This is a genomic window from Nostoc sp. 2RC (assembly GCF_014222165.1).
Taxonomy (GTDB): Bacteria; Cyanobacteriota; Cyanobacteriia; order Cyanobacteriales; family Nostocaceae; genus Nostoc; species Nostoc linckia.
Genome location: NZ_JACKZU010000067.1, coordinates 1 through 26158 on the forward strand (window position 1 = coordinate 1; position 26158 = coordinate 26158).

Genomic DNA, 26158 nt, shown 5'->3' on the forward strand with positions numbered 1-26158 from the left:
GTATTAGAGAGATTACTATTTTTAGCGAATCAGATTATTCAAAATTCAGAATATTTTCATCAACTAAAGCTCTTGTCAGTAAGTGAGAAAAAAGAGTTATTAGACAATTGGAATCAGACCAATACTAACTACGCATTAGATAAATGCGTTCATCAACTATTTGAAGCCCAGGTGGAGCGATCGCCACATACCTTAGCTGTCATCCCAGAAGTAGAAAATCACCCGGAACAATCTTCACTGACTTACCAGAACCTCAATCAGCGAGCGAATCAGCTAGCACATTATTTGCATTCCTTGGGTGTGAAACCAGATATGCCTGTGGGAATCTGTGTAGAAAGAACATCGGAAATGGCGATCGCAGTTTTGGCGGTTCTCAAAGCTGGTGCTGCTTATTTACCACTAGATCCGGCATATCCCCAAGAGCGTTTAGCTTTCATGATTGAGGATACGCAGATATCCATATTACTCACACAGCAGCAATTATTATCAGAGCTTCCCAAACATCAAGCACAAGTTATTTGTTTAGATACCGACTGGGACAAGATAAACCAATACAGCCAGGAAAATCCCTCCACAGAAGTCACAGCAGAGAATTTAGCATATATCATCTATACCTCTGGCTCAACAGGCAGACCGAAGGGTATTTGTTTAGCTCATCGTCCTTTAGTGAATTTATTGCAATGGCATTTAAACTCACTACTAACAGGCGTCCGTACCCTACAATTTGCCTCCTTGAGCTTTGATGCTAGCTTTCATGAAATGTTTGCGGCTTGGTGTTCCGGGGGAACTTTGTTTCTCATCTCAGAAAACTTGCGCCGGGACACCACAGCTTTAGCTCACTTCATTCACAACCAAGAAATTGAAAAAGCGATTTTGCCTGTGGTCATACTACAGCAAATGGCAGAACTAGCTGCGTCTGGCTGGGAATTATTTACTAGCCTCAAAGAAGTTACCACCACAGGCGAGCAATTGCAAATTACTCCAGCCATTGTCAAATTATTCAAATCCTTGCCACACTGCTCATTTCACAACCACTACGGGCCATCAGAAACCCATGTGGTCACAGCTTTAACATTAGATAAGAATCCTGATTCCTGGCCTACTTATCCCTCCATAGGTCGTCCCATAGCTAACACTCAAATCTACATACTCGATAATCAGTTAAAGCCAGTTCCTATCGGTGTTCCAGGAGAGTTATACATTGGTGGCGTTAGTTTAGCTAGGGGTTATCTCCATCGACCAGATTTAACTCACGAACGCTTTATTCCCAATCCTGACGCTAAATCCCATCGCTTGTATAAAACAGGCGACTTGGCTTGTTACTTACCAAATGGGAATATAGAATACCTCGGTCGAATCGACCAACAAGTGAAGATTCGCGGCTTCCGTATAGAGTTAGGAGAAATCGAGACAATATTATTGCAACATCCTGATGTGCGCGAAGCCGCAGTCATAGCGCGTGAAGATGTGCCTGGAAACAAGCGTTTAGTTGCTTATATTGTTTCCAACTTAATTCCCGAACGAGTACCTTACCAAAGTCTTTGCCGAGTAGAGACTGATGACAATCGGATAGTAAAACTGCAAACAGAAGATATTTCCAATGGTGGCGTGTGCTTAGTAGACGTGCCATTTAGTTGGGAAAGAGGTAAACAAGTCCGTATTTGTCTGAAGTTGCCAATAATATCAGAAGAACTTTGGTTAAATGGCTGCGTTGCTTGGAGTCGGGGTAAGCGGGCTGGTGTTGAGTTGACTCTCACACCCAGTGAAAAAGTCTTCTTTAACCAAAGCATAGACCATATCTTAGAAACCCAACATCTATGGAAAACCTTGCAGCGGACAATTAGTGGTAATCTTCGGAGATTTCTCCAACAGAAGTTACCAGATTATATGCTGCCTTCAAGTTTTGTGATGTTAAATGCATTGCCACTCACACCCAACGGCAAAGTAGATCGTCGCTCCCTACCAGTACCACACAGCAACCGATGGAATTCAGAGCAAGATTTTGTTTTACCTCGTACCGCCGTTGAGGAAGTACTCACAAAAATTTGGCAGGAAGTTTTAAACTTGCAGCACATTAGCGTCCACGATAACTTTTTTGAGATGGGGGGACACTCACTGTTAGCCACACAGGTAACTTCTCGCATTCGAGATACCTATCAATTCGATATACCATTACGGCATTTATTCGATGCACCTACCGTTGAGGGCTTGGCTAAAAGTATCGAAGTGCAACTCAAGCAACATCAAGAATGGCGCACTTGGGCACTGGCACCTGTAACCCGCAACCAAAACTTACCTCTTTCCTTTGCCCAGCAGAGATTGTGGTTTCTCGAACAGTTGTTACCTGACAGTCCCCTTTACAATTTCCCCCAAAGCTTTCGCTTGTTTGGTCGGGTAAATGTGAAAGCTTTAGAACAAAGCATCAACGAAATTGTGCGGCGGCACGAAGTTTTACGCACCACTTTTGCTTCATTAAATGGGCAGTCTGTACAAATTATTGCTCCTGCTGTAAGTGTACCTATATATCTGGTTGATTTGCGTTGTTTATCTGAATTAGAAAAAGATATAGAAATTGGGCGGTTGAGAATTGAAGAGTTCCAGCAACCATTTAATATCAACCGGGGGCCGTTATTGCGGGCAACCTTAATCCAGATAGATGCAGAGGAATCTCTACTGCTTTTGAGCATTCACCACATTATTTTTGATGGTTGGTCTGTGGGCGTATTGTTTCGAGAATTGACATTGCTGTATCAAAGTTTTGCCAATGGTTTACCTTCTCCTTTAGGTGAATTAAACATTCAGTATGCCGACTTTGCTGTTTGGCAACAACAATGGTTGCAAGGAAAAGTCATATCAGAGCAACTAAGTTATTGGAAGCAACAATTAGCAGATTTACCCATTTTACAGTTACCCAGCCATCGCCCCCGTGCAGCCATTCAAACTTATCGCGGGGCGCGTCAACCTTTAGCATTCTCTAAATCTCTCAGCGAGGCAGTAATTCGGTTCAGCCAGCAAGAGGGATGTACTTTGTTTATGACTTTGTTGGCAGCATTTCAAACATTGTTATACCGCTATACGAGTAGCGAAGACATTCCAGTAGGTTCTTTAATTGCCAACCGTCATCATCAGGAAATTGAAAGTTTAATCGGATTTTTTGTTAACACTTTAGTACTACGCAGTGATTTTTCTGGTTCTCCCACCTTCCGCCAGCTGCTCAAACAAGTCCGAGAAGTGACTTTAGAAGCTTACGCTCATCAAGATATACCCTTTGAAAAACTGGTAGAAGAACTAGAACCAGAGCGGGATTTAAGCCGCCATCCCTTATTCCAAATCTGCTTTGCGCTGCAAAATGTACCTATGCAAGCTTTGGAACTTTCTGGTTTAAGAATCAATCATCGCTTGGAACACAATGGTACAGCCAAATTTGATTTATTCCTAGAATTATTTGAAACCCCAGATGGGATTAGTGGCTGGTTTGAATACAGTACTGACTTATTTGATGTTGATACTATCTCTCGGTTAGGGGAAAATTTCCAAACTTTAGTCGCGGGGATTGTCGCTAATCCAGACCAGAAGGTTGCAGACTTACCGCTTCTAACATCTGCTGAACGCCAACAATTATTGGTGGAATGGAATCAAACTCAAAGTGATTTCCCCCAACAAATTTGCATTCATCAACTATTTGAAGCCCAAGTACAGCGTGTACCGGATTCTGTAGCGGCGACATTTGCAAATCAACAAATAACTTATCGCGAGTTGAATGCTAGAGCCAATCAGTTAGCCCGTCATTTACAAGCTTTAGGTGTAGGGCCGGATGTATTGGTGGGGATTTGTGTAGAACGTTCTTTGGAGATGATTGTAGCTCTGTTAGGGATTCTCAAAGCTGGTGGGGCTTATATACCTCTAGATCCAGCTTATCCCCAACAGCGTTTATCTTTAATGCTGTCAGACTCCCAGCTATCAGTACTTTTAACCCAGCAACATTTGTTGGCACAACTTTCCGAACATCAAGGGCAGATTGTCTGTTTGGAGCGAGACTGGCAGGATATTACAACACAAAGCCAAGATAATCTCGATGGTAATGCTAATTCTGAGAACTTAGCTTATGTAATCTACACCTCCGGTTCCACTGGCAAGCCGAAGGGTGTACAAATTATGCATCGTTCTGTGGTTAATTTCCTCCACTTCATGGGTCAGCATTTGGAACTGACAGAGCAAGATATACTGCTTTCGGTTACTACTTTATCCTTTGATATTGCTGTACTGGAAATTTTCCTACCCATGACTCTCGGTGCTTCTGTGATTATAGCCAGTCGGGAAGAGGCTATGGATGGCACAGCGTTAATGGCAAAATTAACCAATGGCGTTACCGTCATGCAAGCAACCCCAGCCACTTGGCAATTGCTTCTAGAAGTAGGTTGGCAAGGCAGCAAAAATTTAAAAATCCTGTGTGGCGGGGAAGCTTTACCGAAAAAATTAGCTCAACAGTTGCAACAGCGATGTGCTAGCTTATGGAACCTTTATGGCCCCACTGAAACTACCATTTGGTCAGCAACACATAAAATGGTATCAGAAGACGGACAAGTTCTAATTGGTCGCCCGATGGCCAATACTCAGTTTTATATACTTGACTCTCAGTTACAACCCGTGCCTGTAGGTGTACCAGGAGAACTCCACATTGGTGGTGCTGGTTTAGCGCGTGGTTATCTCAATCGTCGTGACCTTACAGATGCTCGATTTATTCCTAATTTATTTCATAAATCACAAGCAAGCGATCGCCTTTACAAAACGGGGGATTTAGTTCGTTATCTCCCCGATGGCAATATCGAGTATCTCAGCCGTATCGACCACCAAGTAAAGATTCGTGGTTTCCGAATTGAATTAGGAGAGATTGAAGGGGTTTTGGCGCAACATCCTTCAGTGAAAACAGCCGTAGTCATAGATCGGGAAGATGTACCCGGACAAAAGCGTTTAGTGGCTTATGTGGTGCAGAATCAACAAGATGAGAATGCCCCATTATTAGCAAATTGGCAAACCGAACACCTTTCCCAGTGGCAAACAATTTACGATCAAACCTACAAACAAACTACTGAGGAAGAAAACCAAGTATTCAATACTATTGGTTGGAACAGTAGTTATACGGGTTTGCCTATTCCCGCCCCAGAAATGCGCGAGTGGGTAGATTGCACTGTTGAACGAATTCTTTCTCTGCAACCCAGCCAAGTACTAGAAATTGGTTGCGGTACGGGTTTATTGCTATGCAGAATTATTTCCCATTGCAGTAAATATTGGGGTACTGATTTTGCACCGGAAGCACTGCGACAAATCCAACGGCTGCAAATATCCCATCCAGATTGGCCGCAACTGACTTTGTTACCCAGACCGGCTGACAATTTTGCAGGTATTGAAGCTAATACCTTCGATACGGTAATTATCAATTCGGTAATTCAGTATTTTCCTAGCATTGACTATTTGCTGGAAGTTTTGACGGGAGCTGTTAATGCTGTGGAGCCTGGTGGTTTAATATTTATTGGAGATGTACGTAGTTTACCTTTACTAGAGGCTTACCACACTTCTGTAGCACTGTATCAAGCATCATCCACACTTTCCACAATCCAGTTACAAGAGCAGATTCGCCAACGCCTCAACCAAGAGGAAGAATTGGTAATTCACCCAGACTTTTTTCGAGCATTGCAACAACATTTGCCTAAGATTGGCCGCGTGCAAATTGAACTCAAACGGGGTCAGCATCACAATGAAATGACAAAGTTCCGCTACGATGCAATTTTACATATAGGAACTAATAGCGATGACACTGTTGGAATTACTTGGTTGGATTGGCAACAGCAACAACTAACTTTGTCATCTGTTCGCCACCTGTTATTAGCAACTCAGCCAGAGATTCTAGGAATTAAAAATGTACCCAATGGCAGAGTAATTCAGGAAGTGAAAACTATAGAGTTGCTCAACAGCCAGGATATGCCGAAGACTGTAGAAGAGTTGCGATCGCATTTAGAACAACTTCCCCAAATTGGTATCGATCCGCTAGAATTGTGGAATCTCAGCGAAGATTTACCTTATTTGCTGGATATTACTTGGTCAGAATCGAGTTTAGTTGATTGTTACGACGTAGTTTTCAGACATCGCCACAGAGAAAAAGTTGAAGGGGTAGCCACTGCTGATGAAGATGCAGTTTCTATTCAACCTTGGAATTACTATGCTAATCAACCTCTACAGAGCAAATTTACCCGCAAAATAGCAGTGGAACTCCGCCGTTTTCTGGAACAAAAGCTACCAGAATACATGGTGCCTACAGCCTTTGTATGCTTAGAGAAATTGCCACTAACACCCAATGGTAAGTTAGATCGGCGATCGCTACCTGCCCCAGATCGATCCAGAACCACCCTAGAAGCTACATTAATTAAACCTCGTACTCCTACTGAGGAAAAAATGGTTGCTATTTGGACTAAGGTGTTGGCTAGCGATGCTGTGGGAATTCAAGATAATTTCTTTGAACTCGGTGGTAATTCCCTATTAGCAACTCAGTTAATCATGTCTGTACGAGAAACTTTTCAAGTAGAACTGCCGGTCAGATGTATTTTTGAGCAGCAAACCATCGAAGGACTCAGCCAAATTCTTGAAAAGCTGCATCAACAAGACACTACTGTTCTCAATACTGTTATTAATCTCCAAGCTGAAGCCGTACTCGATGCAAACATCTATTCTCCGACAATATTTACTCAGGATATCACTCAACCAAGCCATATTTTCCTCACAGGAGCAACAGGCTTTTTAGGTGCTTTCTTAGTACATGAATTACTACAGCAAACTCAGGCAAAAATATATTGTTTGGTACGTGCTAAAAACGAAACTGAAGGTTTCAAAAGACTACAGGAAACTCTAGAAAAATATTTAATTTGGGATGCAAGGCAAAGCTCTAGAATCATTCCCATCCCAGGAGATTTAGCTTTACCTAGTTTTGGTATCTCTCTAGAGCAATTTGAAAAGTTAGCAGCACAAATTGATGTTATTTATCATAGTGGCGCTCAAGTCAACTTTGCTAAACCATATTCTGTAGTTAAGGCAGCAAATGTTCTTGGTACGCAAGAAGTTTTGAGATTAGCGTGTCAGCAAAAAATCAAGCCAGTACACTACATCTCAACAATGGCTGTTTTTGGGGCAATGGCTTGTTTAAATGGAATAGATATCGTTTATGAAGATGATGATATTGATAAAAGTGAACCTTATCTTTCTCAAGAGATTGGCTATACACAAAGTAAATGGGTGGCTGAAAAACTTGTTTGGATTGCTAAATCTAGAGGAATCCCTGTAACAGTGATCAGGTCGGGATTTTTAATGGGTCATTCCCAAACTGGTGTAACTAATACAGATGATTTCATATCGAGATTAATTAAAGGTTGTATCCAAGTAGGTAGTTTTCCAGAATTAATTAATCAAAAACAAGATTTAATTACTGTAGATTATGCTAGTAAAGCCATTGTCACAATATCTCAAAAGCCAGAATCTTTAGGAAAGGCTTTTCATATAGTACCTTTACCATCAGAAAACATCGATTTAATTCAATTATTTGAATTGATATCGGCTTGCGGATACCAGCTTCAGAAAGTACCTTATGCTCAATGGACAGAGAAGTTAATTCATCAAGCTCAGTATTCCCATTCAAATCCTTTATTCCCTCTTTTGCCTATGTTCACTGAAAAAGTGAATCAACAAGTAGCTGCTTGGGAGTTATATCAAAATACTGCTGATTTAGACTGTCGCAATACACTAAATGCAATTGCTGATACGTCTACCAGATGTCCATCAATGAATACAGAATTAATTAGAAAATATTTAAATTATTTCCAAAGTAGTGGATTTTTAAATATGTGAGATATAGCAATCCTATTTCAGTTGTGAACAAAATCGGTGTTGACTGTTCACTGTTGACTGTTAACTGTCAACGGTAGTCAAATAACAGTCTTAACATGTTATTTTTTGCGATTGCTAAACAGGGAATAGGAAATAGTGAAGAAAGAAGAGGGAAACCCACGTTTTAAAGCGTGGGTTTGTAATAACTGGGCGTTGCATCTGGAAAAAGATTTTTTTTAAGTTACGACTTTGAAGTGATAACTACAGTTCCTTATTACTAGTGCCTGTTTCTTAACTAGAGGATTTTTGTAAAAATAAACAGTTAAGTACTACTCATTAATAAATAAATCAATCAGAGGTAATGCAGGTATTTTTAAGTAGTCATACACTTCAATTATACATGAATAATTTAAGTATTTTCGACAATTTTACTCAAGATCAAAAGAGTTAAATTTGAGTTGTTCATAGATTTATGGTTTTAATATGTATCTAACACAAGAACAATTATCAATATACAAAGCCCAAGGATTTCTTGTATTGCCAGAATATTTTTCTCGTGCTGAAATCGAGGTAATGAAAGCAGAATTATCTGGTTTATCTGTAAAAGATTCACCTAAAAGAATTTTAGAAAAAGATGGTAAAACTGTGCGGTCATTGCACGGTGTTCACACAAGTAATAATGTTTTCAATTGTTTGACACGACATTCATTTATTGTTGAACCTGCGATGCAAATAGTTGGTAGTGAAGTATATATCTATCAATTCAAAATTAATATCAAAGCAGCATTTAGTGGCGATATTTGGAAGTGGCATCAAGACTATATTTATTGGCGTAAAGAAGATGGAATGCCAAGACCACAAGTAGTCAATGCTATGTGTTTATTAGATGATATGAATGAATTTAATGGCCCGCTATTTGTAATTCCTGGCTCTCATCGAGAAGAGATGATTGATGTTGCGGTTCATAATTCTAGAGAAACACCTAAAAATGTTCATAATTCTAGTGATAGTCCTAGATGGATGTCGAGTTTTAGTGCTAATTTGAAGTACTCTCTCAACCAAGAATTAATTACAAATTTAGTCTCAAAATACGGAATAGCTTTTATCAAAGCTGCGGCGGGTTCTGTAGTATTTTTTGATAGTAATATTGTCCATGCTTCCACGAACAATATTTCGCCCTTTGGGCGTTCCACAGTAATTATTACTTATAATAGCATTGAAAATATTCCTTCTCCAGTAGTTAAACCACGACCAGATTTTCTTGTTAGTCAAGATTATCGGCCTGTTATTCCTTTAGCATGTGATATATTATCCGAGCATTCTCTTACCAAAATCTCTAAACTCCGATAAAGCATGAATTTTTAGTCTAATTTCAGCGCCTATTTATCATCTAATCCGGTGCAGATAAGTCAGAATAAATGAACCGCAAAGGTACAAAGAACGCAAAGAAATAAGAGTTTGAGAGGGTTTTTGCGTAAGTTTTGAAAGGTGTTTATTATATCATGTTCGTTTAATTACTTATTAAAAAAATTCTCCGCGTCCCCGCGTCGCCGTGTCTCCGCGTCAGTCTACATGATAAGTATTCAACCGGACATGATATTACTAACTGAACGGTATTGATTTATTGTTATCTGGATTTAATTAACTGTAATCACCGTTCCTAAACTTTCATTCCCCAGCCTATCCACTGCACACACGGCGTAGGTTCCTGCTTGTTGGACGGTGGCAAAGGTTGTACCAGCAGACAAAATTCGTTGAATTGTCCAAGTATCATCGCTGGTTTGCCGATAAAGGGCCCAGGAACGAACAGGCTGATTATCTCCAGGCTGCCAACTAAGTTTGCGGTTATTGACTTCTAGTCCAGTGGGTGGAGTGGGTGATGTTGTATCCAGCCAAGACATACTAGGAGGTAGAGCAGGTTTGTTATAAAGCACACTTTGGAATCGATCGGCTATGCCTTGACTATTTTCTCTCAAAACACTGAGATTAAAGAAAATATTGCCTAATGATAAGTTTGCAGTTTGACTACGACTAATTTTCACTTGCTTTTCAATTTCATCACTTTCTCGACTTTTGTTGCTTGGTTCTGTGAGATTGTTACCTGCATAAACGTGTCTTTGCTTTGTGTTGATGTCTGTCCACCACTTTAACAATGCAGAATAACTTTGTTGTGGTTGGTCTGTGCGCCAGTACAGTTGAGGCGCAATATAATCAATCCAGCCTTGTTCTAGCCATTTCTTGGAGTCGGCATACAGCACATTGTAAGCATCTAAGCCAGTAATACCGGCGGGTTGTCCGGGGCGATAAATTCCAAAGGGGCTAATACCAAATTTCACGTGGGGTTTAGTTGCTTTAATTCCTTCGGAGAGACGCAGTACCATTTTGTTAACATTATCCCGTCGCCAGTCACCGAGGCTGAGTGTACCACCAGCTGCTTTGTAAGCGGCGTAGGTTTTTTCATCAGGGAAAGATTGTCCCTCTACAGGATAGGGGTAGAAATAATCATCTAAGTGAACGCCATCAATATCGTAGCGTTTCAATACATCGAGAATTACGTTGTAAGCCCTGTCTTGGACTATTTTCAGCCCTGGATCCATCCAGCGTTGAGTTTTCCACAGATAAACGGTTTCTGGATTGGTGACTGCTATGTGGGGATAGACGGTTTTAGCTGGGTTAGTGGAAGTACTGGCGCGGTAAGGGTTGAACCAAGCATGAAGTTCTATATTGCGCTTGTGACATTCTGCGATCGCAAATGCTAAAGGATCGTAAAATGGTTCGGGTGCTTTCCCCTGAGTTCCTGTAATCCAACCACTCCAAGGTTCTAATTGAGATTCATACAAAGCATCGCCCTCTGGCCTGACTTGGAAAATCAGGGCGTTGAAGTTCAGTGCTTGTAATTTAACGGTAATTTCTGTGAATTCAGCTTTCTGTTGCTCAACAGAAAGTCCTGTTTTGGAAGGCCAATCACCATTCCATACAGATGCCACCCACACTCCCCGAAATTCTCTGGTATGATTTAGCTTCACTTTACCGGGAGGTATCGGTGTGGGTGTTGGTGTGGGTGTTGGTGTGGGTGTGGGTGTTGGTGTGGGTGTTGGTGTGGGTGTTGGTGTGGGTGTTGGTGGCACCACGAGGTAAGTAGAGGCAATCTTTTCTGCTACACCTAAATACACCAAAGCTTGATAAACAATCACAGCCACATCTGCACGGGTAGCTGCAACATTGGGACTAAGTAATTTCAGATTTGGGAAATTTACTACTAATCCTGCACTAGTGGCAATAGCTATCTGATTTTTGCCATATTCAGGAATTTGAGCAGCATCTTGATAAATTTGTCCAAGATTAGAAATAAGGTCAGGTTTTATTTTTGTGGCAATTTCTAAGCCTGATACCAAAGAAACTAAAACTTCTGTTTTGGTAATTCGGTTAGCAGAACGAAAGGTTTTATCTGGAAATCCGCTAATAAATGCTTTTTCGTAAGCTGTTTGAATGGCTGCTGCTGCCCAAAAACTACTAGGTACATCAACAAAGGGGACATACTGCCGTTTCTTAACAATTGTTGCAAATGCCTTAGCGATGATGGCGGCGAACTCAGCACGGGTAAGCGAATTATCGGGGCGATAAGTGCCGTTGGGCAATCCACTGACAATATTACGTTGGGCTAAGGCTGTGATAAACAAGCGTGCCCAATGGTTTTGAATATCTGAGAACGGAGTAGAGATAGATACCATTGTTGAGATTGCAGCTAGCTAGCCTGGATTTTGATTACCTTTGTTAATTTAGCAATACCAGAGCGATCGCTGCTGCAATCTCATGTAAACTTTTTAGTGCCGTCATTGGGCTTTTGCAGTCTTGGGAAAAGGGAAAAGGTGAGCCAGCGCGGTCTTGGGGGTTTCCCCCATGAGCGACTGGCGAACCCCGAAGGGGTTAAAGGGGAAAGGGAAAATACCAAACCTTTCCCCCTTCCCCTTTTCCAGATTTCTCTTAGAAGTCTAATGTTCTGGGCGTCTCCGTGTCCCCCCGTCCCCGCGTCTTCTTATCTCCCCAGTCCTACAATTCATTTAAGGCAGAACGCAGATTCAATGACAGCATGAGGCGGGAAATGCCGGTGAATAGAACGCTGACACCAACTAGTGTTCCGAGTAACCAAGGCGCATTGAAGGGCCACTGAAACCAAATCATTGCACCTAAGACTAGTGTGATAATGCCGTTCACTAATACCCATGTCCAGTTTTGTTGCCCGCGTAACTGGAAGGCCAGAATTAACTCGAATGTGCCTTCAGTCAACAAAAAGGTACCAAGCAGCAGGGTTAGTGTGAGGATGCCTGTATAAGGATAAGCCAATAGCATGATGCCGGTGGCAATGTACAGTCCGCTTAATAAAAGTTTCCAAACAAAACCTCCGCGATCGCGGGTTTGGGAAGCGTAAACTAATTTTGTAAATCCAGCAAAAGTTAAAATCGCTGCAAACCAAGTTTCCGCAAATATGGTGGTGAATGTAGGTACTGCAATCCCAATGATGCCTGCAACAATCAACAGAATACCAATTATTAGCGAACCATTAAGTTGTTTTTTAATATCTTGAGATACATCGGTTGTCATAGAAATTCTTTCCTTATGCTTAGATTAAATTCTGCAATTATGTTAAAGAACTTCTAAGTCATGGGGTAGAATCTTGAGGTAGACTCATGGGTATTAAATTTCAACACTAACTACCTATCAAAAGTTGTCTGCAAGAGTGCTTAAACGTTCATAAACAACGATGAGACGATCTCCTTCTAGTTCCACAGAAGTACTAGGATAATTTTGAATCGCTCCCAGTAGTGTCACTTCACCATTTTGCTTAATCGATTCACTTAAAGCAGTTCGCAGTGCTTCTTGGTTTAGTTCTCCTGTGGGAGGATGAACTACTTCGCCAATTTGGTTAACTAAAACTGGCCCTGCCCAACTGGAGAGTAAGTTATTTAAAAAAGTGCGATCGGCTTTGATGCCAGCTTTGAGGGCTTTACGAGCTAATGCAGGTTCTTGTTGAGCCGCCTGCAAATAAGCTGTTAAGGTAGGGGTAGTTTTGCCAGTGTCTGCAAATTCATTTAATTCTTGAACAGATATTGGCCCTTGAAAATTGCCATATTTTAAAATAACTTGCTCGGCAGCATCAGCATTATTGCTTGAAAATAAAACAATAGCACCTACACCTAAAGCTAAAGTTTGAGAAATAAACTTAGTGAGTTTTTTTGTGTTTGATTGATTGAAAACTTGAAAAATCTGCATTATTTTATCGAAGTTTTTATTTATATGGACGCTGCATGGGTAAAAAATACCCAAGGTATTATTCTACAAAATTTTTGCTAAGCATAAATGGTTAAGGGCGTACAGCTGTACACCCCTACAGCCAACCAAAATTTTCCGAAACGTATTATTTTTGAATTTTTTGATTAGGCGAACCAGCATGAGGTAATATCGATTTTTCTTCGTCTAAGGTTGGTGCAGGTATACCTAAATGCTTCCTGGTGGCTTCTTCAGCTAGCTGTCGGTCTTGTTGTGTCTCGAATTGACTTTCGTCTAACAAATGAGGGTTTTTTACCGCTTCATCTCGGCTTGGGCGATAGCCGTTTTTCCACTTATACTTCCAATCCATTGTTTAATAAACAGATATACTGCAATTTGATTTCCTTGTTATTCATCCTACGCGGTTGATGTCAGATGACACTCTTGCTTTGGATTGAAGAGGCTCATTCAAAGGGTATAAATTTAATGAAATTTGAGTAAAAATACTTGATGCAACTGAATTTACTAGATTAGAACGCTACAAGCTCTCAATCAGATACGGGATATGATTAAATCTTGTTAGTATTAGCTATTGGCGATCGCTCTTGCAATCTCTTCTAACATTTCACTATTGAAGCTTTGCACCTTTAATTTTATTAAGTTAAATGTACTAATTAGTTACCATATTGCTCGAATGGGTTCATTGCTTGAATCGCTTGATGGCGTGTCCGTTCCTGAAGTGTCTGTATCAGTGTCCATTGTTTTTGTGTCTGATGTTGCTTTTGAATTATTGTCAGGTGATTTATTACATGGACTCGGTATACCTGATTGCAAAACAGAGGCTCCTAAACGCATCAGTTGTTGAAATTGAATCGATACTGTTTTCTCAGGTTTTGATAGCAATGGTACTTGGGAGGATGTTGGAATTGGCGTACTTTTATTCGTACATACTCGCATCCTAACTGAAAAATCTCCAGATGCAGGTTTAGGATTTGGTTGGGTATTGATAACTTCTAAAAAACTTTTAGCAGGGAGTAATTGATTGTCTGGCAGGGGGATTTCCTTGCTGGTTTGAATTACCCAACCAGGATCAAGGTTGGCAAGGGTTCGAGGTGGCTGTATAAGTGCAATGGTTCTACGTGACTGTGTATTTGTAACAGTAGGGCTTTGAGTTGGCGTGGGATTGGAAGGTGGAATTGGGAATATTCCTAATTGCGATCGCCGGAATTCTTGGATGAACACTGCCACACCACCTCCTGTTAGTACAACTATTAACGGAATTATCCACTGTAAAGGTAATTGGCTAGTATTAACTGGCTTAATTTTTGGAGTTTTTTGGTTTGAAACAACCTGACTTGAAAATATTCCTAATTGTGTTGGTATTTCTGGCAGTTCAAAATTACTCAATTGCTGAATTTGAGTTTGATTTATCTCTCTTTTTCTAATCATTTTTTCTTCAATTTCTACTACTTCTTCATCTCTAAGTTCTAAAATTTGCTGATATCGCTTTAATTCCTGACGAACCTCTTCGCTAAACGGATATTCATGTTGAATTGTTTGAATCAGTACTTGTTCATACTGTTGTAATTTCTGCAAGTAGGCTGCGATCTCAGCTTTAATTCGGTTTTCAATTGGAGCAATTTTTTCGTCTTTTAGACCTAAAAGTTGCTGTTCCTGCCGCAGTTGATTGCGCTGCGTTGTACTCAAGGGATACTGCTGCTGTGTTGCTCTAGCAAATATCTGTTCATATTGCTGCAATTTTTGTCGATATGCTTCTATTTCAGTAATAACGTGGGTTTCAATTAAAGCTAAATCTTCAAAAGTAATTTGCCACTCACGCTGCATTTGCTGTAAGCGATGACGAGTATCTTGACTTAGAGGATACTCCTGTTCCATTGCCTCAGCCAATGCCTGCTCGTATTGTTGTAAATGCCGCTTATAGGCTTGAATTTGTGTAGTAACCCGTGCCTCAATTGGCATTGTATCCTCATTCCTCAGCCCCAAAATTTGCTGAAGATTTAGTCGTAGCGTATTGAAATCTTCTTCACTGAGAGCTACTTGCTGCTGGAGTGCCTCACTGAAATCCCGCTCATATCGGTGTAACTTTTCTCGAAATTCCTGACGAGCAACTGCTAACATCTCATCTTCAATTGCAGTTGCTTCCATTTCCGATAGTCCCAAGCGGCTTCTGAGAGCATCCAAAATCTTGCGGCCCACAAAAGTAACTTCTCCACGATTACTATATCGCGCTACTTCTTTACAATACTTCTGTTTGGGATCGCCTTGGGGAACTTTTGTCAGTCGAATCTTAAAGCCTTCTCTACTTGTGTAGATTTCTGGCTTCATGGTCGGCTGTATTTCTCTAACCTTCTTACTGGCATAATCATGCAACTCATCAATTGAGACAACGCCATCTTCATCTAAGTCCGCCGCCCCAGTTGTAATTCCTTCAATCAAATAACGCGTATAAATTGAGAGGTCTGACCCTTGCTGCTCAAAGGAGTATTGAGTCGAACTCGATGAAGTAAGAACAGCCCGCCCCTCTCCCCCCAATTGCTCGCGAATATTGAGTGTACCGTCATCTTTGGCTGATAAACCCTCGGCAAAAGCACCACTAAAGCAACTGTCCAGAATGATAACTTGCCGTTTAGAACGGCTACGGCTCATGCTTTCATGTACAAAAATAGCTGAAACTGCGGATGAGCGAATTAAATCCCCTCTGGGACTTTTGCGTGTGGTGCGTGTTGCGAGGAACAGTCTGCCAGTGTCATCCTTAATGCCATGACCTGAGAAAAAGAAAACTAACAAATCATCTTTCTGACGATGGGCAAATAGATTTTCGATCGCTTCCTCCATATCTTGGCGCTGGGGATTTTTTAGCACCATAATATCTGTTTCAGTAAAACAGCCCATTTCTGGGTGTAACAGGACTTGCTGCATCGCTTCAACATCTCTTACGGCACTAGGTAGGGGGTTCAACCCAGGCTCGTACTCACTCACCCCAATTAGCAATGCTACTTTCGCCATTTGAAATACTCTATCCTGCTACAAATTTCTGTGCTGCCTCAATTGCCGCTTCTAGCTCTTGCCGACTGCTGGCTTTGACTTTCAGTTTCTTGCCGTTGGCCTCGATTTCTAGTTCAATAGTCTTGTTACCAAGGCGATCGCCTAAAAATCCCATCAGTGCTTTAATATTCTTGGCATTCACCTGCGCTGTTAGCCAACCCACAGCCAACCCTGTAACTGACTTGCTGCCTGCTGGCACTTCTGCTTCACGGAAAAGACTAGCTTCTTCTACTTCATCCAGTTCCAGGATCTGTTGCAACAGTCTCTGCGTTTCGTTTTGCAGTTCCTCGTCATCTAAATCAGGCTCTTGCAGGGCGATGTTAATCTGGACGTTGGATGTACTCGCCATTTTCAACCTCTAATTGTGGTTAGTACTTAAATTATCACAAGTGTCTTATACAATCCAATTAGTAATAATTCCGGACTTAATTGTTATAAATATAAATTTTGCCATGAATCTTGGCACGCTATGGATAGGAATAGTATTGCAAGGTAAAAATAGATACTTCTGTGGCTCGTAGCAAGCTAACATTGATTTTTATTTACTTGATTAATTTAGCAATACGAGAGCGATCGCTGCTTTGTTTCATGCAAAATTTGATAGTCACAGCCACTATTTTCTATGTAGGATATGTGTATTAGCCACTATACTTGTACAGCTTATGGTTAACATAATAGGTCAACTGAGTTTAAAAGAATTTTTAAGCCTTCCAGAAGGGGATGTATACTATGAGTTTATTGATGGTCAAGCAGTCCCGAAAGTGTCTCCAAAATTTTTTCATTCAACTTTACAGATAGCTTTAGGATTACTAATTCGTGCATGGTGCAAAGGCAAAGGTAGAGTTCTTCCTGAGTGGGCAATTCTCTTAAAACGTCAAGGTAAAGATTGGGCACCTTTACCAGATTTAACCTACATATCTTACGAACGTTTACCCAAAACTTGGAAGTGTAATGAAGCTTGTCCGGTGATTCCAGAATTGGTAATTGAAATTATCTCTCCAGACCAAACGATAAAGGAATTTGAAGAAAAAGCGAAGGATTATTTAACTGCGGGTGTGTCCAGAGTTTGGGTTATAGATTCAGAAGTGATGAGTATTAGAGTTTTTCTGCCTGATGGATCGAATCAAGTTTATACGGATAACATATCCATTGTAGATACTCTATTTCCAGGTTTAGAATTAACGACAAGACAGATATTTGAAGAAGCAGAATTACTTTAAATTTTAGGGCGCGATGCCGACGGTTTTTGTTAGTCTAAACAATTTTTAAAAAAGTAGAATTTATAATTACTTTTTACGTTCTATTCAGTTCAAAGTAGGGGCGAACCACCTTACCCTACGGTCAGGCAAAGCCTATGCCCTTACAATAGTCTGTACTGATTCATGATTTTTTTTGATAATCTCAGGACTTACGCAAAAATAACGTAATTCCGTCATTACGAGCAATAGGGAAGTAATCCCCCCTGACGCTGGGATTGCTTCCCTACACTCCGTTACGGTCGCAATGACAATATCGGCGTTGCGTAAGTCCTAAATCTTTCTTTTAAAAAACATCAACTTTATCTAATTTTTCCCAAGGTAGTTCTAAATCCATCCTTCCTACATGACCATAGGCTGCAAGTTTTCGATAAAAGCAACCTTTATTTAATGAAGGCAAATGTCTTAAATTAAATTGTTTAATAATTCCTGCAAGTCTAAAATCAAAATATTTTTCTAAAAGAATTGTGATTTCTTCATCTCCTATTTTACCTGTACCAAAAGTTTCGACTTGGACGCTTACAGGTCTGGAAAGTCCTATAGAATAACTTAGTTGTACTTCGCATTCATCTGCTAATTTTGCTGCGACGATATTTTTAGCTGCATAACGGGCGATATATGCTCCTATCCTATCGATTCTAATTGGATCTTTACCGCTTAAAGCTGAACCACTATGTTTGGAATATTCGCCGTATGTATCTATGGCATTTTTTCTACCAGTTAACCCAGAATGAAGCCCAGGGCCTCCACGAATAAATGGCCCGTCTGGATTAATAAATATTCTTGTCTGTGCATCTGGTTTAATATCTTCATTTTGAAATATAGGGGAAATTACTGTTTCTCGAATATCATCCTGTAGTTGCTGTAATTCTGGTTTTGATGCTTTATTTTGACTGGCAATAACTGTAATACTATGAATTCTATATGGGCGGCGATTTTTATATTCAACTCCTATCTGGGTTTTGCCATCTGGAGTCAGGTATGGAAGTATTTTTTGGCGTCTGACTTGAGTAATTTGTTTAGCAAGTTTGTGGGCTAGCCATATTGGTAAGGGCATAAAACTCGATGTTTGATTGCAGGCAAATCCAAAAACTGTTACTTGATTATTAACGGTGATTTTTTCGATTTCTGTATCAGATAAAGTATTTTCATCAAATAAATGGTGTGTATCAAAGGGTAATTCTCTGAGACTAGTTAAAATGCTGCACGTTTTACCGTTAAATTCTTTATGCTCATAACCTACTTGTTCGATTACTTGTCTGGCTATATTAGTAAAATCTACGTTGGTGTTGGGTTCAAATCTGGCGGCGAGAAAAACGATGCCTGTAGATACTGCACATTCTGTAATTACTCTGGAATATGGGTCTTGTTGTAAAAAGCGATCGACGATCGCATCGCTAATTTGGTCGCAAAGTTTATCAGGATGTCCTTCGGTTACTGACTCTGATGTAAACATGAAATCTTTTTTCATAAATATTTACCAATGCAATTTGGGATTGGGATTTTAAAGTATGGAAAAAACGTAGACGCAAAGCAAGGCTACCGCTAAAGACACGTAGACCGGAAATGGTTTCCTGCAAGGTAGGATGCCGAGTAAGAAGAGTTTTAGAAAGTTATTGTGTTTAGGCTGACACAGATGATTGAACGGTGTTTATTTGTGGTTGGATTCCTGGAAGGGCGAGTCGATCTGAGGTAGAATCTTTTGTGAATTCATTGACTAATAATGGCAGTAAAGCACTACATCCGATCGCAGCACTATCTACAATATTAAGTGGGGTAATTTTCAAAATATTCCTCAAGGGAGGAACAGCGATCGCTAAAAATTGGATGGCAAATGAGCCGATAATGGCTGCATTTAAGTAGGAATTATTTGGCAGTTTTTCTTGACTAAATATGCTATGTTTTTCTGAACGACAGCTAATTGTGTGGAGCAATTGTCCGCTAGTTAAACTCATAAAGGCAATGGTGCTTGCTTGGGGACTAATGCCATATTTGAAGATGGCATAACTGTAAGCTGCTAAGGTGCTGAGGGATAGCGTTCCTGATTCAAAGACAATTCTGGCAAAATCGGTGTTTTTAATAATTGGTTCGTCGGGGTTGCGGGGTGACTGACTCAATACTTCTGGTTCTGGTGCTTCTAAAGCTAAGGACAATCCAGGGAAAATGTCTGTGACCAAATTCAACCACAAAAGTTGGATGGCATTTAAGGGTTCGCCTATACCTAATGCCGTGGCGGTGGTCATGACCATGATTTCACTGAGATTTGTGGCTAACAGAAAATGCACTGATTTTCTAATGTTGTTGTAAATCGTGCGTCCTTGACTAACGGCAACAATCATGGTTTCTATTCTGTCGTCTTCCAGGACAATATCTGCAACTTCACGCGCAACATCAGTACCGCCTTTACCCATTGCTACACCAACTTGGGCGGCTTTCAATGCTGGTGCATCGTTAATACCATCGCCAGTCATGGCGACGACTTTTCCGGCTGCTTGCAATGCTTGGACGATTTGCAGTTTGTTACTGGGACTGATACGGGCAAAAACATCTACTTTGTCACTAAGTGCTGTTAATGCCTCCGGTGTCAAATTATTCAGGTTTGTAGAATCGAGAATTTCTAGTTGGGGGTCTCGATTTAATTGTAATTCTTTGGCGATGGCATAAGCCGTTGGGCTTTGATCCCCAGTAATCATCACTGTATCAATACCCGCTTGGTGAAAATCACCAATCAATTCTTTAGCACCTTTTCTAATGGGGTCAGCCATACCCACAAGACCCAGCCAAATCAAGTCTGATTCGTAATTTTTTTTATTTTTCCTTTTACTGATATGCTTGTAAGCTAGACCAAGCACCCGCAGGGCTTTTCCTGCCATGCGATCGTTTTCGATTGCCATCGCTTGTTTGTCTTCTTTCCTTAAAGGTACTATTTGTCCATTTTTTACCCACTTTTGGCATATCTGCACAACTTCGCTGGGACTGCCTTTGACGGCAATTAACTTCTGGCGATCGGGAGTTTGATGAATTGTACTCATGATGTTGCGATTTTCTGACCGCAAGTTTGTTTCTAATAAAAGATATTTTTCTCGAAGTTCAATGACATCTACCCCAGCGCTAATTGCCATGTAAATTAAGGCGTTTTCTGTTGCCGAACCTGTAACTATATACTCGCCATCTTTGTCTAAACTGATTTGTGTTTCATTGCACAGAACTGATACATGAATCAGCTTTAATAATTCATCAGAGGTATAGGGATTAATTTTCTCTTCGCCAGTAATAAATTCTCCATCAGACACGGTAATGTGTTTATTGTCTGCATATATCTCCACCACAGACATTTTATTTTCTGTTAATGTCCCGGTTTTATCCATACAAATTGTCTGTACGGAACCCAATGCTTCCACAGCACTTAAAGTGCGAACGAGGACGTTATTTTTCCTCATATCTTGGATGCCTAAGGCTAAGGTTGTAGTGGCGATGGTGGGTAAACCTTCGGGAACCGCAGCCACGGCTAGGGATATGGATGATTTGAGCATTTGTACTAAACCATATCCCCGCAGCACTCCCATACCAAACACTAAACCGCAGATTCCCATACCAATTAATACTAGTTGGCTACCAACTTCATCTAGTTGTTTTGCTAGAGGAGTCTGGATTGCTGTGGCTTCGCCAACCATTTGTTGGATTTTGCCCATTTCGGTAAATTTACCTGTGGAAACAACCGCAGCCAATCCTTGACCGCTAATGGCAAAAGTTCCTTTGTAGATCGTATTTTGGCGATCGCCCAAGGGAATATCTTCACCACTCAAACAAGCAGTAATTTTGGTAACGGGAATACTTTCTCCTGTTAAGGCAGATTCATCAATACTCAAATTATCAACTTCTATCAGTCGGGCATCTGCGGCTACATAACTACCAGGTTTGAGGAATAAAATATCTCCTAAAGCAACATCTTCTGTGGGAATTTCTATTTGTTTACCTTCTCTAATTACCAAAGTTGATGTTTGTTCCTGATTTTTCAGGGAATGAATGATTCTTTCTGATTGGCTTTCTGTGATATAACCAATGGCTGCATTTAAACCAACAACACCCATAATTACCACAGCATCTATTACTCCACCTGTAAGAATGGAAACTCCAGCAGCAACACCAAGCAAAACTACAGGTAAAGATTGGAATTGCTCAATTATAATGTTCCAATCAGAACGAATTGCTCCTTGGTCTAGAACATTAGCGCCATATTTCTGAAGATTTTTAGCAGCAGATTCCCTTGATAATCCTGATGTTTTTGAGGTATTTAATAACTCTAGGACGTTATTGACCGTCATTAAATGCCAGTTTTCTAACTTTTGTTCCTGAATATTGGCAATTATTTTTTTATTTGTGTTTGGTTGTTTAATGGATTTGGGATAATCTAATAATGTCTTTTTAATTAAAGTACTAATTTGATGATGGCTAATATCTTTGTTAAAAATTACTAAAATATTACTGCTTAATGGGTTGGCATAAACATAATTTATCCCTGGTTCTTGAGAGAGCGATCGCTCTAAATATTCCTTTAATTCTTGTGAACGATAGAGTTCTTTTATTTTGTATCTAGCTCTCCCTTTGATAATGGTATGTATTGCTTTAATCACAGCAATGTTTACTCCTAATTAATGCCCCTAAAAAAATTATCCCACTTTATATCAGTATTTTTCTAAAATTTGATTGTTATATATACTCACAGCCCAAACTGAGAAGATAAATCTTAAAATCTAAGTTTAGTGAAATTAATAGCTGCATTCATCAGTCTCAAGTTATACCCACAAGTTGAATTGATTGTCAAATTGAGCAAATTTATATCTAAAGAAATAAGCTTAATAATTCAACTTATGTTCTAAACCTACTCCAGAGATAGAGCTATATAGTTGGTAAACTGTGATTAAATATCCTTCTAATTTAATATTTCTATAGATATAAACCAAAGATATTATTAGTAATATAATTCACCCTGTAGACTCACGCGATCGCAATTAAAATTAGTTAATAATAAGAAATAATATTTTTACATATCAGGCTGACGCAAAATTATCTTGGTTAGTCTCTCCAAACCATAAGTTTAGGACACCTATGAATAAGAGTTTCTGAGAGTTTTTGCGTTAGTCATATATATGTGAAGTCAGCCTAGCTGTATTCCAAAGCAAAAAGTAAGGACAATGACAACTTCTATAGACCAGGAAAAACAGATTCAAAAATTGGATGAACTAATCAAAAATATTGATTATGGCATGTTTACCACAGTCGATGACGATGGTAGCTTGCATAGTTATCCGATGTCAAAAAGTGGCGGGATTAATTCTGATGCTACAATTTGGTTTTTTACCTACTCCGATTCTCATAAGGTGAGCGAAGTTGAACATTATCCGCAAGTCAATGTGAGTTTCGTGTCATCAGAACAACAACGATTCGTTTCTATTTCAGGTAGCTCCCAAGTTGTAAAAGACCGCAACAAAATGCGAGAACTTTGGAAACCAGAGTTGCAAACTTGGTTTCCTAAAGGACTGGATGAACCGAATATTGCTTTGCTCAAGGTGAATATTAACCAAGTCAATTATTGGGATAGTGTTTCTAGTTTTAAACCTCAAAAACTGAACTTTTTGACACCATCAGCTTTTTAAGGGTACTCATTAATTTGTACCTCTCCTGAGGAATTATTATTGACTTATCTCTTATTGGTGTGACAAGGTTAAAATAGAGCATTACACAATTTCAAATAAATTTTTATTGCATTAATTTAGGCTTGTCACACCACTATACTTTCACATTTACTGTTAACTGTTAACGGTTAGTAAATGTGCAAGTTAAATGCAAAACAGCTTATTAGTTCCGAATTAGGATTATTTGTTTATGCCTTATCAACAAATTAAAGATTTACCAGATTCAGTAAAAAATAACTTACCTCAGCACGCCCAAGAAATTTTTCGGGCTGCTTTTAATAGTGCTTTAGAAGAATATGGTGAAGAAGAAAGTGCTTTTCGTGTTGCTTGGAGTGCTGTGAAACGCGATTATGAAAAAGGCGATGATGGACATTGGCACAAAAAGCCCGAATAGCTCAAGCAGTATTAATACCAATTCTGTATAAACATACGCCAAACTATATAAAGATTCAAATTACTAGCAACAAATATCTCGTCACCAATGAAAAAGTGAAATTTTTCTGCCCAATTAATCAACAATAAAATATTACGTGTTACGGTTATTGACTGTGAACCGTCAACAGTCAACAGTCAACAGTCAACACCTCTATTGTTCACAACTCAAATACGATTGCTCTCTTCATAAACTAGTCATTACCTGGGCTAATTCATTAGATAAATCAATTCCACAATCTTGGCACTTTGCAAATAATACACCAGCTAAAAAGTAATAATCACCAGAATAAAAGGCTTTTTTGTGTTTGCGTAATTTTTCTATATGATTTTTCACCTTCGCTTCAGAACTATAGTAACCGAATCGCAAAGGTAAAATCATAAAATTTTCCACGCAATAACCATTTTCTTTGGCTACTTGCAGCGTACTTTTGGGATTAGAAAAACTAGAGACTAAAAGCAAGACATTTTCATAACCCAACGTCAAAAGGTCGTTGGTAATTGCAGCGCCATCTATGCCTCCAAATAAAAGTGGCATATATATATCATTGTCTGGGGCTGGCAGATATGGCGGATTAGCTATCAGATAACTGGCATCATGTTGAGAAGATGCAAACAAAGATGAATTATGGATGACATATTTATCATTGAGATTGTATTCATCAATAGTTAAATTTGCTGCTTTCCATGCAGAAGTATTTAATTCAAATCCCTCAATTATGCCATCAAAATTGTTTCTCAACAAAGAATTAATAACAGGACTGCCATCTCCAGAACCAAATTCAACAATGGATTCACAATCTTGACAATTTCTAATGACAAGATTTTCTAAGCAGTTAGAGTAGAAATTAGATTCTTCAGGACAAAAAAAGATGTTTTTCATTTGACTTTAACTCAACAATAAGGTATGATTGTTTAAATTAAAACAATTCGTTACTTAGTAATAAAAGCAAGAACAAATTGTTCCTCAAGCAAAAAAGTATCTGCCAAGGAAATTAATTAGCAGGCAAATTAGGAATAAAATGGTGGATAATACCAAATTAAAATCCTAAAAAGACTCTGCTATTTTTCAAAAAATAGAATTCACGAACCAATAGACAGAATTGTGCAAGTAAACTCTGTCTTACCAACGGATATGGCTTGCTTATCCGTAGAAATATTAATTCGGTTAAAATTGCCCGATAATTAATTGTGAATTCTGTATTTTGTATCCTGCTTTAATTTCTAATTTTTGGGAATTTTACATAACTAAAGCAGCTTGTTCAGCTTGGCGTATCGATCGCACCACAGCACCGGCGGCGCGATCGCCCATTAATTTTTCTTGGTCGTAGCCAAGTACGAGTTCCCATGCATCATTGGGATATTGTTCTGCTAATGGCAAAGCCACATCATCTAACATCCAACGTCCGTGGCGTTCATCTTCCCTGATGTGCAGTTCCCAATAACCCATCGCTGCTTCTGAAAGTTTTAGTCGTTGCGCTGCTGCAAGATAGTTTTTGTAAACCGCAGGCCCGACCACCTCAAAATATGTCAACGCCCCACTGTAACGTAGAAAATAGCGTTTGCGTTCAGTCATCAGAAAATTATGATTAGCACAAGCTAAAACTTCCCAAGGTACTAAATCAAAATATCCTTCTGGTTGAGTATTCATTTCAAATTCAGCAAGCATTTGGGCAAAAAATGTGGAATGCTTGCGAGATAAACGACCATTACCGTATTCTTCTAGTAGCACACGCACCAGCGTACATTGCACTTCATTAGCACTACCACCTAAAACGCGGGAAAGACGGCTAGCTTCTACCAAGCCATCAAAAGAAGCGATTGCTAGCAAATGACAATAGCCAGTTTCGCTCATTTCCTCCCGGATATAGCGACTATCAGCCGATAAAGGCGGATTCAAATCTACTGATGCACGTTCAATTAAAGCTTGTTTGACATCCAACTGTTGTAGTGCAGCTACATCCAATTGTGCAAGTTCCCACTTTTGCCAAGCAGCTTCAATTAAGTCGCGACAAGAGTACAAATAAAGCGATCGCTCATTGATGTAATTATGCAAATCATCGTACCAAAATAGATTTAGCCGATTAATTCGATAAAGTATCCTTTGGAGAAAAAGGTGAGCTTGCTCATCATCGCGATCGGTTTCATAGGCAGCCTTAATTGCCATAGAAAGCGTCTGTTGAAACTCATTTCCCTTTGCAGGTTTGATATCTAATTGAGCATCCAAATCTTCCATTGCCAGCAGTTCTATAAATTGCTGCTCGGCACGGTCGTACTTAGTACCCGTTGTTTCTTCTATTTGCGTAATGTTTTCCCTAACCCCAAACTTAGGGAACACAACTGAATTGCTTTGCATGGAATCTTCTGTAGCTTTATCAAAGTGAGAAATTAGTTTCACTTCTAATACCTAAGTTTCCACACTAGTAGCCTTCTGTACCTCTTTCCCTGGTTATAAACAAAGATTAAGTCTAATGGGGCATGGGGCAAGCAGGAGGTGTGGGAGGTGTGGGAGGGGTGGGAGGTGTGGGAGGTGTGGGAGGTGTGGGAGGTGTGGGAGGTGTAGGAGGT

15 protein-coding genes are annotated in these 26158 nt (G+C 39.8%); 5 read left to right on the top strand and 10 right to left on the bottom strand.

Annotation, left to right across the window (positions count from 1 at the left end; all coding sequences use genetic code 11):
• Positions 1-72: 72 nt before the first annotated feature.
• Positions 73-7893 carry a non-ribosomal peptide synthetase gene (locus GNE10_RS35860; RefSeq protein ID WP_311774803.1) on the top strand — a complete coding sequence of 2607 codons (7821 nt, stop codon included), beginning with the start codon at positions 73-75 and terminating at the stop codon, positions 7891-7893.
• Between the two features lie 462 nt (positions 7894-8355).
• Complete coding sequence (locus tag GNE10_RS10455) at positions 8356-9222, top strand: phytanoyl-CoA dioxygenase family protein (protein WP_185565121.1); 867 nt, start codon at positions 8356-8358, stop codon at positions 9220-9222.
• A 287-nt stretch (positions 9223-9509) separates the two neighbouring features.
• On the opposite strand, the gene GNE10_RS10460 is transcribed toward GNE10_RS10455, so the two are convergent.
• From GNE10_RS10460 to GNE10_RS10485, 6 genes are all read right to left on the bottom strand, one after another.
• Positions 9510-11603: a family 10 glycosylhydrolase gene (locus tag GNE10_RS10460; protein ID WP_185565122.1), complete on the bottom strand. Its 2094-nt coding sequence runs from the start codon at positions 11601-11603 to the stop codon at positions 9510-9512.
• 319 nt (positions 11604-11922) lie between these two features.
• Positions 11923-12474, bottom strand: a complete 552-nt coding sequence (locus tag GNE10_RS10465) for an HdeD family acid-resistance protein (protein WP_099069890.1) — start codon at positions 12472-12474, stop codon at positions 11923-11925.
• A 117-nt stretch (positions 12475-12591) separates the two neighbouring features.
• Positions 12592-13143, bottom strand: a complete 552-nt coding sequence (locus GNE10_RS10470; RefSeq protein WP_099069889.1) for an alpha/beta hydrolase — start codon at positions 13141-13143, stop codon at positions 12592-12594.
• A 145-nt stretch (positions 13144-13288) separates the two neighbouring features.
• The gene (locus tag GNE10_RS10475; protein WP_185565123.1) at positions 13289-13510 is read right to left on the bottom strand and encodes a bromodomain-containing protein; all 222 of its coding nucleotides are present in this window, start codon (positions 13508-13510) and stop codon (positions 13289-13291) included.
• Positions 13511-13818: 308 nt separating this feature from the next.
• Positions 13819-16167 carry a caspase family protein gene (locus GNE10_RS10480; RefSeq protein WP_185565124.1) on the bottom strand — a complete coding sequence of 783 codons (2349 nt, stop codon included), beginning with the start codon at positions 16165-16167 and terminating at the stop codon, positions 13819-13821.
• 10 nt (positions 16168-16177) lie between these two features.
• Positions 16178-16555 carry a hypothetical protein gene (locus tag GNE10_RS10485; protein ID WP_185565125.1) on the bottom strand — a complete coding sequence of 126 codons (378 nt, stop codon included), beginning with the start codon at positions 16553-16555 and terminating at the stop codon, positions 16178-16180.
• Between the two features lie 313 nt (positions 16556-16868).
• On the opposite strand from GNE10_RS10485, the gene GNE10_RS10490 reads away from it, so the two are divergent.
• Entirely contained in the window at positions 16869-17426 is a 558-nt protein-coding gene (locus GNE10_RS10490) for a Uma2 family endonuclease (protein ID WP_185565126.1), read from the top strand.
• Positions 17427-17748: 322 nt separating this feature from the next.
• Here GNE10_RS10490 and metK read toward each other — a convergent pair whose 3' ends face one another.
• Together metK and GNE10_RS10500 are read right to left on the bottom strand one after the other, a co-directional pair.
• On the bottom strand, positions 17749-18933 hold the full coding sequence (gene metK, locus GNE10_RS10495; RefSeq protein WP_185565127.1) for a methionine adenosyltransferase: 1185 nt from the start codon (positions 18931-18933) through the stop codon (positions 17749-17751).
• A 151-nt stretch (positions 18934-19084) separates the two neighbouring features.
• Positions 19085-22096, bottom strand: coding sequence for an HAD-IC family P-type ATPase (locus tag GNE10_RS10500; protein ID WP_185565128.1), 3012 nt, complete (start codon positions 22094-22096; stop codon positions 19085-19087).
• Between the two features lie 561 nt (positions 22097-22657).
• On the opposite strand from GNE10_RS10500, the gene GNE10_RS10505 reads away from it, so the two are divergent.
• Entirely contained in the window at positions 22658-23119 is a 462-nt protein-coding gene (locus GNE10_RS10505) for a pyridoxamine 5'-phosphate oxidase family protein (protein ID WP_185565129.1), read from the top strand.
• Positions 23120-23348: 229 nt separating this feature from the next.
• Positions 23349-23552, top strand: coding sequence for a ChaB family protein (locus tag GNE10_RS10510; RefSeq protein ID WP_185565130.1), 204 nt, complete (start codon positions 23349-23351; stop codon positions 23550-23552).
• A 225-nt stretch (positions 23553-23777) separates the two neighbouring features.
• Here GNE10_RS10510 and GNE10_RS10515 read toward each other — a convergent pair whose 3' ends face one another.
• Together GNE10_RS10515 and GNE10_RS10520 are read right to left on the bottom strand one after the other, a co-directional pair.
• Positions 23778-24473, bottom strand: a complete 696-nt coding sequence (locus tag GNE10_RS10515) for an SAM-dependent methyltransferase (protein WP_185565131.1) — start codon at positions 24471-24473, stop codon at positions 23778-23780.
• A gap of 357 nt (positions 24474-24830) precedes the next feature.
• Positions 24831-25946, bottom strand: coding sequence for an iron-containing redox enzyme family protein (locus GNE10_RS10520; RefSeq protein ID WP_185565132.1), 1116 nt, complete (start codon positions 25944-25946; stop codon positions 24831-24833).
• Between the last annotated feature and the right edge of the window lie 212 nt (positions 25947-26158).

Excerpts from the sequence above, each read along its gene's own strand:
- GNE10_RS10455 (WP_185565121.1), top strand. The coding sequence starts at position 8,356 with ATGTATCTAACACAAGAACAATTATCAATATACAAAGCCCAAGGATTT.
- GNE10_RS10460 (WP_185565122.1), bottom strand. The coding sequence starts at position 11,603 with ATGGTATCTATCTCTACTCCGTTCTCAGATATTCAAAACCATTGGGCA.
- GNE10_RS10465 (WP_099069890.1), bottom strand. The coding sequence starts at position 12,474 with ATGACAACCGATGTATCTCAAGATATTAAAAAACAACTTAATGGTTCG.
- GNE10_RS10470 (WP_099069889.1), bottom strand. The coding sequence starts at position 13,143 with ATGCAGATTTTTCAAGTTTTCAATCAATCAAACACAAAAAAACTCACT.
- GNE10_RS10475 (WP_185565123.1), bottom strand. The coding sequence starts at position 13,510 with ATGGATTGGAAGTATAAGTGGAAAAACGGCTATCGCCCAAGCCGAGAT.
- GNE10_RS10480 (WP_185565124.1), bottom strand. The coding sequence starts at position 16,167 with ATGGCGAAAGTAGCATTGCTAATTGGGGTGAGTGAGTACGAGCCTGGG.
- GNE10_RS10485 (WP_185565125.1), bottom strand. The coding sequence starts at position 16,555 with ATGGCGAGTACATCCAACGTCCAGATTAACATCGCCCTGCAAGAGCCT.
- GNE10_RS10490 (WP_185565126.1), top strand. The coding sequence starts at position 16,869 with ATGGTTAACATAATAGGTCAACTGAGTTTAAAAGAATTTTTAAGCCTT.
- metK (WP_185565127.1), bottom strand. The coding sequence starts at position 18,933 with ATGAAAAAAGATTTCATGTTTACATCAGAGTCAGTAACCGAAGGACAT.
- GNE10_RS10505 (WP_185565129.1), top strand. The coding sequence starts at position 22,658 with ATGACAACTTCTATAGACCAGGAAAAACAGATTCAAAAATTGGATGAA.
- GNE10_RS10510 (WP_185565130.1), top strand. The coding sequence starts at position 23,349 with ATGCCTTATCAACAAATTAAAGATTTACCAGATTCAGTAAAAAATAAC.
- GNE10_RS10515 (WP_185565131.1), bottom strand. The coding sequence starts at position 24,473 with ATGAAAAACATCTTTTTTTGTCCTGAAGAATCTAATTTCTACTCTAAC.
- GNE10_RS10520 (WP_185565132.1), bottom strand. The coding sequence starts at position 25,946 with ATGCAAAGCAATTCAGTTGTGTTCCCTAAGTTTGGGGTTAGGGAAAAC.